The sequence below is a fragment of the Bowmanella denitrificans genome (genome assembly GCF_039522935.1).
Lineage (GTDB): Bacteria > Pseudomonadota > Gammaproteobacteria > Enterobacterales > Alteromonadaceae > Bowmanella > Bowmanella denitrificans.
This window is the reverse complement of the sequence record NZ_BAAAEI010000010.1, coordinates 146,801-161,836: the sequence shown is the minus strand read 5'-3', so window position 1 is coordinate 161,836 and position 15,036 is coordinate 146,801. Positions and strand designations below refer to the sequence as shown.

At 52.4% G+C, this 15,036-nt stretch carries 15 protein-coding genes; 8 read left to right on the top strand and 7 right to left on the bottom strand.

Annotated elements, in window-relative coordinates; translation table 11 throughout:
• From miaB to ABD028_RS10235, 6 genes are all read left to right on the top strand, one after another.
• Positions 1 to 1,440 (top strand): tRNA (N6-isopentenyl adenosine(37)-C2)-methylthiotransferase MiaB, encoded by a 1,440-nt coding sequence (miaB, locus tag ABD028_RS10260; protein ID WP_343844685.1) that lies wholly within the window; start codon positions 1 to 3, stop codon positions 1,438 to 1,440.
• Between the two features lie 14 nt (positions 1,441 to 1,454).
• Positions 1,455 to 2,501, top strand: a complete 1,047-nt coding sequence (locus ABD028_RS10255; protein WP_343844683.1) for a PhoH family protein — start codon at positions 1,455 to 1,457, stop codon at positions 2,499 to 2,501.
• On the top strand, positions 2,498 to 2,959 hold the full coding sequence (ybeY, locus tag ABD028_RS10250) for an rRNA maturation RNase YbeY (protein ID WP_343844681.1): 462 nt from the start codon (positions 2,498 to 2,500) through the stop codon (positions 2,957 to 2,959). Before ABD028_RS10255 ends, ybeY begins: the two co-directional genes overlap by 4 nt.
• A 32-nt stretch (positions 2,960 to 2,991) precedes the next feature.
• The gene (gene corC / locus ABD028_RS10245) at positions 2,992 to 3,870 is read left to right on the top strand and encodes a CNNM family magnesium/cobalt transport protein CorC (RefSeq protein ID WP_102798411.1); all 879 of its coding nucleotides are present in this window, start codon (positions 2,992 to 2,994) and stop codon (positions 3,868 to 3,870) included.
• Positions 3,845 to 5,401 (top strand): apolipoprotein N-acyltransferase, encoded by a 1,557-nt coding sequence (gene lnt, locus ABD028_RS10240; RefSeq protein WP_343844679.1) that lies wholly within the window; start codon positions 3,845 to 3,847, stop codon positions 5,399 to 5,401. Before corC ends, lnt begins: the two co-directional genes overlap by 26 nt.
• Positions 5,402 to 5,507: 106 nt before the next feature.
• The gene (locus tag ABD028_RS10235; RefSeq protein WP_343844677.1) at positions 5,508 to 6,137 is read left to right on the top strand and encodes a DUF2490 domain-containing protein; all 630 of its coding nucleotides are present in this window, start codon (positions 5,508 to 5,510) and stop codon (positions 6,135 to 6,137) included.
• A gap of 22 nt (positions 6,138 to 6,159) precedes the next feature.
• Here ABD028_RS10235 and ABD028_RS10230 read toward each other — a convergent pair whose 3' ends face one another.
• The 6 genes from ABD028_RS10230 to ABD028_RS10205 are packed head-to-tail and all read right to left on the bottom strand — an operon-like array spanning position 6,160 to position 10,961.
• The gene (locus ABD028_RS10230) at positions 6,160 to 7,527 is read right to left on the bottom strand and encodes a tetratricopeptide repeat protein (protein WP_343844675.1); all 1,368 of its coding nucleotides are present in this window, start codon (positions 7,525 to 7,527) and stop codon (positions 6,160 to 6,162) included.
• Positions 7,528 to 8,160, bottom strand: coding sequence for an energy transducer TonB (locus ABD028_RS10225; protein WP_343844674.1), 633 nt, complete (start codon positions 8,158 to 8,160; stop codon positions 7,528 to 7,530).
• A 2-nt stretch (positions 8,161 to 8,162) separates the two neighbouring features.
• Complete coding sequence (locus ABD028_RS10220; protein ID WP_102798406.1) at positions 8,163 to 8,567, bottom strand: ExbD/TolR family protein; 405 nt, start codon at positions 8,565 to 8,567, stop codon at positions 8,163 to 8,165.
• 2 nt (positions 8,568 to 8,569) lie between these two features.
• On the bottom strand, positions 8,570 to 8,944 hold the full coding sequence (locus ABD028_RS10215; protein ID WP_102798405.1) for a MotA/TolQ/ExbB proton channel family protein: 375 nt from the start codon (positions 8,942 to 8,944) through the stop codon (positions 8,570 to 8,572).
• Complete coding sequence (locus tag ABD028_RS10210; protein WP_343844672.1) at positions 8,941 to 10,245, bottom strand: MotA/TolQ/ExbB proton channel family protein; 1,305 nt, start codon at positions 10,243 to 10,245, stop codon at positions 8,941 to 8,943. The genes ABD028_RS10215 and ABD028_RS10210 overlap by 4 nt, the downstream gene beginning before the upstream one ends.
• Complete coding sequence (locus ABD028_RS10205; RefSeq protein WP_343844671.1) at positions 10,242 to 10,961, bottom strand: DUF3450 family protein; 720 nt, start codon at positions 10,959 to 10,961, stop codon at positions 10,242 to 10,244. The genes ABD028_RS10210 and ABD028_RS10205 overlap by 4 nt, the downstream gene beginning before the upstream one ends.
• Positions 10,962 to 11,176: 215 nt before the next feature.
• Between ABD028_RS10205 and ABD028_RS10200 the strand changes: the two genes are divergently transcribed.
• Both ABD028_RS10200 and ABD028_RS10195 read left to right on the top strand, forming a co-directional pair.
• Positions 11,177 to 13,330 (top strand): TonB-dependent receptor, encoded by a 2,154-nt coding sequence (locus ABD028_RS10200; protein ID WP_343844670.1) that lies wholly within the window; start codon positions 11,177 to 11,179, stop codon positions 13,328 to 13,330.
• A 66-nt stretch (positions 13,331 to 13,396) separates the two neighbouring features.
• Positions 13,397 to 14,077: a Fe2+-dependent dioxygenase gene (locus tag ABD028_RS10195; protein ID WP_102798401.1), complete on the top strand. Its 681-nt coding sequence runs from the start codon at positions 13,397 to 13,399 to the stop codon at positions 14,075 to 14,077.
• On the opposite strand, the gene ABD028_RS10190 is transcribed toward ABD028_RS10195, so the two are convergent.
• Entirely contained in the window at positions 14,078 to 15,001 is a 924-nt protein-coding gene (locus ABD028_RS10190) for a DMT family transporter (RefSeq protein WP_343844668.1), read from the bottom strand. It abuts the gene before it with no gap.
• Positions 15,002 to 15,036 lie beyond the last annotated feature (35 nt).

Here is a 15,036-nt window from a genome sequence, read left to right as displayed (position 1 = left end):
ATGAGCAAGAAACTATTCATCAAAACCTGGGGCTGCCAGATGAACGAGTATGACTCGGAGAAAATGGCCGACCTGTTGGATTCCACCCATGGTTACCAGGCAACCGAAAATCCTGAGGATGCCGATGTCATTCTGCTGAATACCTGTTCCATCCGCGAGAAAGCTCAGGAGAAGGTGTTTCACCAGTTGGGCCGCTGGAAGACCCTGAAAAAGAAAAAACCCGACCTGATTATCGGCGTGGGTGGCTGTGTTGCCTCCCAGGAAGGCGAGCATATTCGTGACCGCGCGCCTTATGTCGATATCGTCTTTGGTCCGCAAACCCTGCATCGTTTGCCGGAGATGATCAATCAGGTCAAAGGCACCCATTCCCCGGTGGTGGACATCAGCTTCCCGGAGATTGAAAAGTTTGACCGTTTGCCAGAACCCCGCGCAGAAGGCCCCAGTGCCTTTGTGTCCATTATGGAAGGCTGCTCCAAGTATTGCAGTTTCTGTGTGGTGCCTTATACCCGTGGTGAAGAAGTCAGCCGCCCGGCCGATGATGTAATCTATGAAATTGCTCAGCTTGCCGAACAGGGCGTGCGTGAAGTGAACCTGCTTGGCCAGAATGTGAATGCCTTTCGCGGCGTTAACCATGACGGCAGTATCTGTACTTTCGCAGAATTACTGCATCTGGTGGCGGCCATAGACGGCATTGATCGTATTCGTTATACCACCTCGCATCCGGTGGAGTTCACCGATGACATTATTGAGGCCTATGCCAGCATTCCTGAATTGGTGGACCATTTGCATCTGCCGGTACAAAGTGGCTCAGACCGTATTCTGACCCTGATGAAGCGCGGCCATACGGCACTGGAATACAAGTCCAGGATCCGCCGTCTGAAAAAGATCCGCCCCAACCTGAGTATGTCTTCAGACTTTATCATTGGTTTCCCCGGCGAAAGCGACGACGATTTTCAGGCCACCATGGATCTTATCCAGGCCATAGGTTTCGATTTAAGTTTCAGCTTTATCTACAGTGCACGTCCTGGCACGCCAGCGGCAGATTTGCCGGATGATGTCAGCGAAGAAACCAAAAAGCAGCGCTTATATTTGCTGCAGCAACGTATCAACCAGCAGGCCATGGACATCGCCCGTAAGATGGTAGGTACCGAGCAACGTATTCTGGTGGAAGGCCCATCCAGGAAAGACGCCGGTGAGCTGTGTGGTCGTACCGAGAACAACCGGGTTGTCAATTTCGTTGGCAGCGACGATATGATTGGTGAGTTTGTTGATGTACAGATTGTCGATGTATTCGCCAATTCTCTGCGTGGTGAAGTTGTGCGCCGTGAAGCCGATATGGGGCTGCGGGTCAGTGTTGCACCACAGAGCATTATTCAGAAACAGGCCGAACAGCCCGACAATCTGGGTGTCGGTCAATATATTCCCATCAGTATGCATTAAGCAGGAGAGTATCTTTGCCCAATCAACTGGTCAGTAACGAACTTGTACTGGAACCCAACGACCACAAGCGCCTTTCCAGCCTCTGTGGTCCCTTTGATGACAATATCAAGCAAATCGAACGCCGCCTTGGGGTGGAAATCAGTTATCGCGACAATTTGTTTAAGGTCATGGGCAAGGCACAGCAAACCATGGCCACCGCGGAGCTGCTGAAACTCCTGTATATTGAAACCCAGCCGGTCAAAGGCCAAATCCCTGATCTGGATGCACAGAAGGTGCATCTGGCCATTCAGGAAGCCAAATGCATTGAGCAGGCCGAAGCGGGCAAATACGGCAAAGAAGTGCATATTAAGACCAAACGCGGCGTGATTAAGCCGCGTAATCCGCACCAGTCGCAATATGTACAGAATATCGTTAATCACGATATCAGCTTCGGGATTGGCCCGGCCGGTACCGGCAAAACTTACCTGGCGGTGGCCAGCGCGGTTGATGCGCTGGAGCGACAGGAAATCCGCCGCATTTTGCTGACCCGCCCCGCGGTGGAAGCCGGTGAAAAACTAGGTTTTTTGCCTGGCGACTTATCGCAAAAGGTCGATCCATACCTGCGCCCCCTGTACGACGCCCTGTTTGAAATGCTCGGCTTTGAAAAGGTGGAAAAGCTGCTGGAGCGCAATGTGATCGAAGTCGCGCCACTAGCCTATATGCGCGGCCGCACCCTGAATGATTCCTTTATCATTCTGGATGAAAGCCAGAATACCACGGTGGAACAGATGAAAATGTTCCTGACCCGTATTGGTTTTAATTCCAAGGCTGTGATTACCGGTGATATCACCCAGGTTGACCTGCCCCGCGGCGCACGCAGTGGCCTGCGTCATGCTATTGAAGTGCTAAAGGATGTTAACGATATTTCCTTTAACTTCTTTGATGCCACCGATGTGGTTCGCCACCCGGTGGTCAGTCGGATCGTACTGGCGTACGAAGAGCATGAACGGCAGCAGGAAGAATTAAAACGTGCCGAAACGCAACAGCGCAGCCAGCAAGATAAGGGTGAACATAAGCCGTGAGCGCCCAATTAGACCTGCAAATTGCCAGTGACGCACAAGATCTGCCGCCCGAGCACCTGATTCAGGCATGGTTGGATGCGGTGCTCAATGAAGTCAAACTGGAACAAGGCGAGATCACTGTCCGTCTGGTGGACGAAGTGGAAAGTCGCGAGCTGAATCACCAGTACCGCGGCAAGGATTACGCTACCAATGTGTTGTCTTTTCCTTTTGAAGCCCCTCCGGGTATGGAGCTGGATTTGCTGGGCGATCTGGTGATTTGTGCTGGCGTGGTCAGCCGGGAAGCCGCAGAGCAACACAAGCCTCTTTTGCATCATTGGGCACATATGTGCATTCATGGCGCCTTGCATTTGCTGGGGTATGACCATATAGAGGACATTGACGCCGAGGAGATGGAAAGTTTAGAAATCCGCATCCTGGCCAAATTAAGCATTGACGATCCTTACCAGGATCGGGAATGATAGCCCCTCATTGAAATACAAGATTGGAGCCTATGAGCGACGACAGTCCCCACTCTAGCAACGGTTCTTCCAATAAAGGCTGGTTGGAAAAAATAGTCCAGAGCCTGTCGGGAGAACCGCAAAACAGGGATCAGTTGGTTGAAGTTATCAACGAAGCCCAGCAACGTGACGTAATAGACAACGCCACCCGCGATATGATCGAAGGGGTGCTGGAAATCAGTGAGATGCGGGTGCGGGACATTATGATCCCAAGAGCACAGATCGTCACTATCGGCATTGATCAAACTGTGGCGGAATTCCTGCCAGTGGTGTTGGAATCAGCCCATTCTCGCTTCCCCGTTATCAACGAAGACAAAGACCATATCGAAGGTATTCTGCTGGCCAAGGATTTGCTTGAATACGGTTTTAATCCCGAGAAAGAATTCAAGCTTAAGGATATTCTGCGCCCGGCGATTATCGTGCCGGAAAGTAAGCGCGTGGATGTGTTGCTGCGCGAATTTCGCCAGGAACGTTACCATATGGCCATTGTGGTGGATGAGTACGGCGGTGTGTCTGGTCTTGCCACCATTGAAGATATTCTTGAACTGATTGTTGGCGAAATCGAAGACGAACATGACGTTGAAGAAAACGAAACCGACGACATTCGCCCATTAAACAAATGTACTTTCTCGGTCAAGGCGCTGACCTCGGTTGAGGATTTCAACGACTACTTCAATACCGGCTTTGACGAAGAAGAAGCCGATACTATTGGCGGTATTGTGCTACGTGCGTTTGGCCATATGCCCATGCGTGACGAGTTTGTAGAAATAAATGGTATTGAGTTTCGTGTTACCAATGCGGACAAACGACGTCTAATCCAATTAAAAGTAAGCCTGCCGAAAAAGGATGACGCCGAAGAACAAGGCGGCTAAACGCCTGCCCACCTGTCTTTTCAGCCTGATGCTGGGGGCAGGTTTAACCCTTTCTTATGCCCCGTTTGGACACTGGTTTTTCGCGCCATTGCTGTTGTCATTATTGTTCTGGCAATTGCAGCATAAAGGCCGTGAGTTTGCCTTTTTACAGGGTTTCTGTTTCGGTTTGGGATGGTTTGGCGCCGGCATCAGTTGGGTACATGTCAGTATTGCCGACTTCGGCGGCTTACCACTTATCGCCTCTATCGGCCTGATGCTGTTACTGTGCGCCTATCTGGCCTTGTACCCTGCCCTGGCAATCAAGTTACTGGTACGTTGTATCGCCATGCCTTACTGGCCTTTGGCTATTGGTTTTCTATGGCTGCTATGTGAATGGCTCAGAAGCTGGATGCTGACCGGGTTTCCCTGGCTGTCTATAGGCTATAGCCAGCTTCATGGTCCCTTGGGCGGCTTTCTGCCTGTGATTGGCGAAACCGGCGTATCCGTGCTGCTGATTACCCTGGCCTGTGCGCTGGGCTTAATGTTGCCAAAACGTCAATATCTGCCGGCCTTGTCACTCATTGGTATTCTGGTGATTGCCGGATATGTACTTGGCCAGCAAAGCTGGACTGAAAAGCGCAGTGACACCAGCAAACTGGTGATGGTGCAGGGCAATATCCAGCAATCCCTGCGCTGGGTGCCAGAACAGGACCTGCCAACCATGAACCTGTATCGACGTTTGACTCAGAGCCATTGGGACGCGGATCTGATTATCTGGCCGGAGGCTGCTATCCCTAAACTGGAACCGCTGGCCCTTAACTACCTGCATGAACTGGACGAAGAGGCCGCTGCGCATAGCACCGCACTGATTACCGGTATCGTTAACTACAATTTTGAAAGCCGTGACGCCTTTAACAACCTAATTGTGCTGGGCAGTCAGCATGGCGAGCCGCAAGGGCATTATCGTTACCCCCATGCAAATCGCTATGCCAAGCACCATCTGCTGCCTATCGGTGAATTTATCCCTTTCGAAGACTGGCTGCGCGGTATTGCACCGTTATTTGATCTGCCCATGTCATCTTTTAGCCGCGGTGATTACCAGCAAACCAACCTGCTGGCCAACAATCTGCGCCTAGCCCCGGCCATTTGCTTTGAAATAGCCTTTCCGGCACAAATTCGTGCCAATCTGCATGCCGATACCGACTTTATTCTGACCGTGAGTAACGACGCCTGGTTTGGTCATTCTCATGGTCCGCATCAACACCTGGAAATTGCTCAGGTCAGGGCCAGGGAATTTGGCATACCCGTACTGCGCGCCACCAACAACGGCATTACCGCCATTATTGATGCCAATGGCCAGGTGCTGGCTGACCTTCCGCAGTTTGAACAAGGGGTGCTGGTCAGCGATGTACCACGTTACCGCGGCCAAACACCTTATGCCAGATTCGGCGACCTTTGGGCCTGGCTGATTGCAAGCGTCGGTCTGTTGCTGGCCATCTGGCTACCCAGACGCGCTGGCACTATCACCTCCTCCTCTTTGATGGTGGAATAGTATCGTCGACTGAACTTCCCGTTGCTATTCTTTTAGCCCTCCGTATAATCCGCCCGTGACATTTTTGTGACATTTTTAAGTCATTTTTGTGACAGGTGGAGTTTTGATGCATTCGATGACTATTGCCAGGGGCCGGCCAATGATGCTGGCTTTTTTGTTTATGCTGTCCGCTAATGCCCACGCGCTGGACCAGTGGTGGAATGGTGTGAAGCTGGATACCCAATTGGGTAACTATGCGGTGTTTCTGGGCAGTGACCAACGCATGCTGGAAGACGAGAGCCGTTTATACCACTTCAATGTTAAACTCGGTGCCAGCACCAAGCTTACCGACGCGCTGAGTGCCGGTCTGGAATTCAGAGTGGAGAACAGCGACCCGGTAGAAGACCAATACCGGGATGAACAGCGCCTGACCCCCTTTGCCAGTTACAAGCTGCGCCTGTCAGATTACAGCGCAGACATTCGGGTGCGCTTAGAGAATCGTTGGTTCGACGGTGATTATTCGCTGCGTCCCAGAGTGCGCGGCAAACTCAGCAAGAAAATTGACAACATTGGCCTGTACGCCAGTTATGAATATTTCTTTAACGCCACTAAGGGTAAATACAACCAAAGCCGCAGTGCGCTGGGTGCGGAGCTAGCCATCGATAACAATCTGAAAGTGGGGGCTTATCTGATGTTATTGGATGGCACGGGCGATGATGTGCATATTCTGGGCAGTGAATTCAGCTACACATTTTAGCCATAGGGCGTCATACGCCCTGTTAGCTCCTTCCTTGCTGCCGCACCAGGGTTTCCAGCGCTCGAATATTGGCTGCTATATCAGATCTGCCAGGTTGTTTGCGCAGGATCTCGTTTAACAATGTCAGCGCATCCTGATAACGGCCCTGATCGATTTCCAGCTGTGCCAGCCCCAATATGGCCCGCTCAGATGTGTCAGCCAGGGCCTTGGCTCGGACATAGAAGCTGCGAGCCCGTTGCCACTGTTTTTTCTCATGTAACAGCGTTGCCAGGTTAAGCGCGGCTTCGCTGTTGGCCGGATCGGCCTCAATGGCTTCGTTTAACCAGCGCTGAGCCTGTTCCTGACGGCCCGCCTGCGTTGCTTGTGAGGCTTTAACCACTTTGATTCTGGCTTGAGTAACCTTAGGTAGCGCGGCCATATGCTTATCCAGGTTAGCGAACAGTTTGTCCAGTAATGGCCACTGCTGCTGATGGGCCAGCCATGCGCTCGTTTGCTCCAGCGTGGTCACCAGGGGTTGAATATCGGCAAGCTTCAACCCAGTTTCCAGCAATTCCACCGCCCTTTGCATACTGCCCTGCTGAACATGAAGCTGCGCGGCGAGAGCCAGATTAGCAGCGCTTTTCTCGCCAAGACGCAAGGCCACTTCCAAACTACTCAGCGCCAGTTCATGCTGGCCTTGCTGCAATGCCAACTGGCCACGGGTCAGCCATAGTTGCGGATCATCGCCATTTTTTTCCAGCATACCTTCCAGTAGACCGGCTGCCTGGGCAAACGCGCGGGATTGCATCAATGCATACAACAGTCCCTGACGCCACTGCAAATTGTCCGGCTCCAGAAACAGTGCCTGCTGATAACCGGCGATCGCACTTCCGGCATCCTTGAGTTGCAAATTAACGTACGCCAGTTGCCCATAAGTTTGCGCATCAGCCCGACCTGCAGCAATGCTTTTTGCCAGCAGCGGCTGCGCGCTGGCGTAATCCTGCTTCAGCATATACACCATACTGAGGCCCTGCTGGGCCAGTGTCAGCTCAGGCATGGCGCTCAGCGCCGCGCGAAATGCCGATACAGCCTGATCATAATGTTTAAGGGTCAAAGCCACCTGACCACGCAGAACCTGCAATGCGGCGCTGTCCTGGGCCAGGGGACGATCGGCAAACGCCTGCCACACCGCCTGGTAATCCTGGCTGGCTAAGCTGGGCTGAATACTGCGGGCAAAGTTTCTCTCTGTTGGCGCCAGTTGTGCTTCAGTTTGTGCCAGCGGCTGATTATTCAACAAGAATTGCCACTTAGGCTCACTGAATTGAACTTGTACTGTTGCTCCTGCCACCGCTTTACCGGCAAACAGGGATAATAACAACCACAGGGCAAGGGGGGGATTCTTCACTTGCATTTACTCGCTAATATTAATGGGCCAGATAAATTTGGCCCGGACTGTTTCGTTGCCTTTGCTCGGTGCAGAAAAACGGCTGCTGCGAACCATCTTAAGGATCTCCGGCTTTAGTTCCGGGTGTGGGTTTTCCACCACGTCCAACAGGGTCACCTGCCCCTGCTCATCCACCAGGATTTCCAGCTTGATCAACACCTGCTTAATGCCCTGGCGGCTTAAACTGGCTGGCAATCTGATACTCAGTGGCGTCAGTAAGGTTGGCAAACCATCCAGCTCATCCAGGCTGAATGCCTGCCAATCCACCTCCAGACTTTGCCAGTCAGTCCTGGCCATGTGCATAACGGGTGCAGGGGGCTGAATGGCGGTTAGCTGGCGAACATCCGGCTTAGTTAATTGAATACTGGGGCCCGAACCGCTTACCTGCAGATTAATCGGCGCGTCTGCCATGACCTGCTGAACTGGGGTCGGCGGTGGCGGTGGTGGTGGCGGTAGCATGGCAACCGACACCTCGCGAATGGTCAGTTGTTCGGCTTCATTGGCCTGCCAGCCCTGCCCCAACCAAAGCAGAGCCAGGGCGATACTGAGAATACTCAGACTCACCAGCATGGCCTTGGCCTGTTGAGTAATGCGCTGCATACTCAGTTTCTGGTTGCCAGGTTAACGGTTTTAGCACCGGCCAGTTTGGCCTCATCAAGCACCTCAACCAGCAACTGAGTGGCAACGGTTTTGTCGGCCTGAATCACTACCGGCCGCGCCTGAGTACGCAGCAACTGCTCCAGCGTGCCCCGCACACCAGCCACGCCTATCTGGCTGCCATCATAAAAGACCTCGCCTGTATCGGTAATAGCCAGCAAAATAACGGTCTGCTCCAGTTGTTGTGCGGATATGGACTGAGGCTTGTCTACCTCAACCCCGGTTTCACGCACAAACACCGTGGTGACAATAAAAAAGATCAACAGGATAAATACCACATCCAGCAAGGGCGACATATCGATGCCTTGCTGTTGCTGCTGTTCGAGCTTCTGTTTAAGTCTGGATTGCATCGTCAGCCCTGCTGCATCAAAACGGCACTATGCTGACGATGGCGTAAATAGCCCTGCAACAGCCAACCAGGGATCGCACACACCAATCCCAATTCGGTGGTCAGCAAAGCATCCCCGATCCCCTGGCTAAGCTGATAGCCACTGTTGCCCTGCTCTGACATGGCCATAAAACAATCCAGCAAGCCGATTATCGTGCCAAGTAACCCCAGCAATGGCATTGTGCCAATCAGCAACTGGCTGAATTGCGCATCCCGCTGTTCAAGCTGTTCATCCAACCCCCTTAATTGCAACAGTTGCAGGGCAAGATGCTGATAACAATATAAAGCGGTCAGTACTATGGCCCAGCACACCCAATTGGAAAGCAGTTGCGCCATCATGCCTTAACTTCCTTGAGTATGTGCGGTGCAGGTTTGACTGCTGCGTTGGCGGGTTGCTCTGACTGACTTAGCTTAATGGCGAAATCCTCCAGTTCATGGAAGTAAGCACGGGCTTTTCTGGACAGTAACGCATTCAGAATTAACGCCGGAATCGCCACCACTAACCCCAACTCAGTGGTAATCAGCGCTTGCGCGATACCGCCGGACACCACCTGCGGATCGCCAGAGCCGAATAATGTCATCATTTTAAAGGTTTCAATCATGCCTGATACCGTACCCAGCAATCCCAGCAGCGGCGACACTGAGGCAGTAATCGCAATGGCGCCAAGATAGCGTTCCAGTTGATGCTTTTGCCTTTGCAGTGCCGCAAACAACAGATCATCACGGTATTCTGGATTTGCTTCCTGACGGGCAATACTCAGCAGTTCTTGCTGGTGCACTGACATGCCGCTCATCAACGACGCGCTTTCATTACTGCTATAAACCTGGCTTCTGGTCAGCGCGGTCACCCGGGGAAGTCGCCATAACTGCACGGCTTTTAGCAGCGCAATGGCCAGCGCAAATAACGCAAAGAAAATAATGGGTAGCGCCCAAAGTCCGCCTTTGGCGATATGTTCAAAAGCACTTTCACTGTTTTGTGCCACTAGTCTGCTGTGATTCAGACTTGGGTCCAGTGGCAACTCACCCTGGCCACTTTGTTGCAGGTGTTTTAAACCATCTGCGGGCAATCCGGGACCGGCCTTTAGCAAGCCATCTTCTGGCAGTGCGAATCCGCCGTTATCTTCGCCCAGCCACCAATGCACCGGGCCAATACGTAAAACCTGGGCTTGCTGCAAGGTACCATCAGGCATCACCAGTTGCTGTTCCTGCCACTGCGGATGCAGACGAATACTTTGCAATTCGGTGTTAAGCAGCGTCAGGCCCTGAAGCAAATCTGCGCGGCTTGAGGTGGGTAGAATTTGCTGCTGATGTAAAAAACGCTTCAGCAGGTTGGACTGGTATTGTTGCTGTTGCTGCCAACTGTCGAGCCGCTCCTGCAATTGGCTCAGCCCCAGCGTATTTTCATCGTTCAGCCGCCGCGTTACTGCGGTTCTTTCCCGCAAGTCTGCTACCTCTGACTCCAGCTTACGCAAGCTGGCTGCTATATGAGTGCGCTCTTTATCTGTTTTCTGCTGATACTGCTGCAGACTCTGCTGAGCCTGCTGAATATCTTTTAGCAGTGATGTTTCCACCGCGTCAGCAGCCATAGCCACAGGTGTGACTAAGCCCATACAAAGCAGAGCGATATTCATTAATCTCATCGGCCAGCTCCGGTGGAAAGCAGCACAGGCATTGGTACTAACTCGGCTTGGCGTTTTTTCTCAAACACCTCAACAGCCCTGAGAATCGCCTGTCCTTGGTCCCCAAAATGCCATTGCCAGCCATCGTCTTCAGAGCGGCCCTGACCACTTATTGCACCATCCGGACTGACAAACCAGGCCGTGGTGATCCCCAGATACAGTTGTTTAACCAGCACTTGCTGACCAGTGGGTGTGGTGACCGGCATTTCATACAAGCTGACCCGGCTGTCAAACGTATAAAGCTTTTCCAGTTTGGCCAGGGCCACCTGCAGTAATGCGGAGGTATCGGCATCGTCTGACAAGCCCTCCTGCTCCTGAGCCCAGGCTGTTTGTAGTGGCGGCGGTAAGCGGCTTGTCAAGCCGTCCAGTTGCGCATTGAGCTGCTTCACCTGCAGCCTGGCACTGACTTGTTGCTGCTCAAGTTCACTTTGCTGGGCAAGCATTTCAGCACGCTTCACCTGCACTTGTGAACTGCCCTGCTGACTGTTGGCTAACAAAGTTTGCAGTTGCTGCTTCTCAGCTTCAAGCAATGTCATACGCTGCGCCAGCACAGGTTTTTGTTGCTGCCAGTCACTTTGCAATGCGGCTTTTTGTTGTTCCAGGCTCAGCCACTGCTGAACCAGCTTATCACGACTTTGCGCTTTATCTGCCCAAGCTGGCAGCGCCAATGCCGACATGCTGACGGCTAATACAATGAATCTCGACCTGAACAAGTGCAGCCCTACCTGTGAAAAAACGTCGCTATTATCTGTTCCTGACAAAAATACTGCAAATGTTAATAATCATTCCTATTTACACTAGCATCACTTTTGCTATGATACTCTGACATAAAAAAGAACGATTCTCACCCACAACAATCGTTTTTTCCGATACTTTTTTTCATAGGGATTTTATGTCTAACAGAACACACACTCCTTATGGGTCAGCAACCAGCTTGCTTGCCCTAAGCGTTGCAGCCGCTTTTTCTTCTCAAACCCTGGCTGCAGATCAGTCTGAAATTAAAGAACTGCCAACCGCCCAGGCCACGGTGCAACAACAAGACAGTTACCAGGTCACCCGCTCCAGCTCGGTTAAATTTACCCAACCACTGCTGGATACCGCCAAGTCCATCACAGTGATCCCCGAGTCAGTGATGAAAGACCGCGGTGTAGACAGCCTGCGCGATGCCCTTCGTAGCGTATCGGGTATTTCCCTGGCGGCCGGTGAAGGCGGAGCACCTTCTGGCGATAGCATGGCAATTCGGGGCTTCAGCGCCAGCAATGATATTTTTGTTGACGGCATTCGGGATATCGCCGGTTATTACCGAGATACCTATAACCTGGAATCGGTTGAAGTGGCCAAAGGCCCGGGGTCTGCGGTAACGGGGCGTGGCGCCACAGGGGGAAGCATTAACCTGCAAAGCAAAACCGCACGTCTGGATCAATTCACCGATGTCAGTGCCCGCGGTGGCTCAGAGCAGGATTATCGGGCCACCGTTGATACCAATATGCAGGTTGGTGACACCAGTGCATTGCGGGTTAATTTACTGGCGCAGGATGGTGAACTGGCGGGTCGCGACGAAGTGGAAAATGCCACCTATGCCGGAGCCTTGTCCTACGCCGCCGGGCTTGGCACCGATAAACGTTTTAACGCCAATCTGGAATATCAAAAGCAGGATAATCTGCCCGATTACGGTCTGCCATGGGTAGGAACCAACCCCGTGGCTGAGCTGGCAGATTATGTCAACCAGGCCCCACCAGTGGATTTCGACAACTTCTACGGCAATGTGAACCGGGATCAGGAAGACATTAAGTCCCAGTCTGTCACCCTGCGCTACGAGCAGGATTTGTCGGCACACAGTCTGTTGAGAATTCAGGCCCGCGCCGGCGAAGTAAAACGTCAGACCATAGTCACCGCGCCGCGCTTTTATAAGCTGGCGGAAAGTACCGATGTGCGCCTGAGCGATGAGAAAACCCGCGACAGTAAAAACAGCCTGAAGGCTCTGCAGGCCGACTGGATTGCCAATCTGCAAAGTGGTGGTATCCGTCATGACCTGGTGGTCGGCGTGGAGCTGGCACGGGAAACCTTCAAGCGCTGGAACATGACCGACGTGGTAGATGACAATCTGGACAGCGGCCCGGCCCTGAATGACCTGTATCATCCAAACCCTCACTTACCCTTTACCGGTCGTTATGAGCGCGATGGCACCAGTATCGAAGCCGATGCTGACACCCTGGCCATCTATGCCTTTGACACGGTAACCATTAATCCGCAGTGGCAGGTCACCGGCGGTTTGCGCTGGGAGTCTTTCGACAGCGACTACCAATACGACTATTCCGACCCGTCTAAAGTGATCAATACCGATGACAATATGCTGGCCTGGAACCTCTCTGCAGTGTTCAAGCCGGCCGATAATGGCAGTATTTATCTGGCAGCGGGCAACTCTTATAACCCATCCGCAGAAGGGATAGCCGTTTCCACACGCCGCAACGAGGCAGAGTTGGACCCCGAGCAAACCCGCAGTATCGAGCTCGGCACCAAATGGAACCTGCTGGATGACAAACTACTGACCAGCGCGGCCTTGTTCCGCTCGGTAAAAAATAATGCCCGCCTGTTAAATGACGACAGCATGTATGAACTGAATGGCGAGCATAAGGTGCAAGGCATTGAGTTAAGTGCCACCGGCGTTATCAGCAAGCAGTGGAACATTATCGGTTCATTCAGCTATCAGGACAGCGAAGACGTCAGTACCGGTAACGAGCTGCCAAATACGCCTAAGCAGTCCTTCAGCCTTTGGACTACGTATCAATTCAATGATGCGCTAAACGGCGGCTTCGGTGCCCAGTATGTTGGCAAACGCTATAACAACAGCTCTGAAAATCGTCGCACTGGTGATGACTATGTATTGTTGGATGTAATGCTGTCTTACCGCGTCAATGAACAGCTCAGACTGCAATTCAACGGTGAGAACCTGACCGACGAAGAGTATCTGGAGCAACTGGGCGGTGGCCATGCTATTCCCGGCGTGGGTCGCTACTTTACCCTGGGCGCCCACTATAGTTTCTAGTTAGAATGGCGTTAAGCTTGTTGTTCAGGCCCGCGATTGCGGGCCTTTTATTCTGGAAGATTCACCATGTTGTTAAAGATCCCCGCCGTACTCAGCAAAGCACAGGTCAGGCAAATGCGTACCGTGCTGGAAGCTGCCGAATGGATAGACGGTAATGTCACCGCGGGCTATCAGTCATCGCAAAGCAAAAACAACCTGCAATTGCCTGACAACTCAGCACAAGCCAGGCAATTAGGCGATCAGATACTGGCGGCATTGGGCCAGCATGCGTTGTTTATGTCAGCCGCCCTGCCGCTGAAAATCTTTCCCCCCTTGTTTAACTGCTATCAGGGCGGGCAGTCTTTCGGCGTGCATGTGGACAATGCCATTCGCCAGGTGCCCGGCACACCGGTGAAAGTGCGAACAGATTTGTCTATGACGCTGTTTTTCAGTGAACCGGATGAATACGATGGCGGTGAACTGGTGATGGAAGATACCTATGGTTCGCAGCGGGTCAAACTGGCGGCCGGTGATATGGTGCTCTATCCCTCCACCAGTCTGCACAGAGTAACCCCGGTGACCCGAGGTCGGCGGCTGGCATCGTTTTTCTGGCTGCAAAGTATGGTGGCCAGCGACGAGAAACGCGCCATCCTGTTCGATATGGATATGGCGATTCAGTCGCTACGCAAACAGGTACAGGACAGCCCGGAGATCGTGCAACTGACAGGCGTTTATCATAATCTGCTGCGCCAGTGGGCACAGACCTGATTATACAGCCTCTGGTGTGGCAGGCTTTGTCACACCCAACCACTTTTTAATCCTGGAAAATGGGGTCAATACCAGAGCATTGCCCGCCAACACCAGGGAAAATCCCCAAATCGTTTCACTGTGCCAGTGAAAATCCTCGAACCAGCTGCTTAGTACCACCGCCACCAAAGGAAACAGCACAATCACATAACTGGCCTGCTGCGGGCCGATGTTTTTTAACAGCGCAAAATAGCAGGCAAACGCCACAACCGTGCCAAATACCGCCAGATATATCAGGCTCAGCACATAAGGTGCCCTGGCATCAAAGCTGAAGCTGGCCCCGCTGAATATCGAGACCAGGGTCAGTATCAGGGTGCCATACAGCATGCCCCAGGCATTGCCCTGCAGCACGCCGACCTGACGTCTGGAATTGCGTACACTGACCATATTGCCAAACGAGGCAATTAAGGTACCGCCCAGCGCCATTAACAGTCCCACCAACACGGTATTGGACATATCCAGTTGTTGCAGGTCCTGCCAGAACAATAACAAAATCCCCAGAATGCCCAGCAATGCGCCAATATAGGTGCGCCCGGCAATAGGTTGACCAAAAAACAACCTTGTATTGATGATATTCATCAGCAGCATGGTGGAGAAAGCGATAGACGCCAATGCTGAGGTCAGGTAGGCCTGCGCCCAGTAAAGCACCAGATAATTAAAGCCAAAATTACACAGGGCCAACAGAATAAAAAAACCATGTTGCACCAGGTTAAAGCGCATCGGTAATTTCCGATACAGGCAATAACCCCACATCAGCAGCGCAGCCATGGCAAAGCGATAAACCAAGGACACTTCGGGTTCAACCACGCCAAGTTGAAATTCGATGGCCAGCCAGGTTGAGCCCCAAATCAGGACAGTGACGATATACAGCAATAGGTTTTTCATGTTGGCCATCTTCCCGGTGATTCAGCTAGCAATGA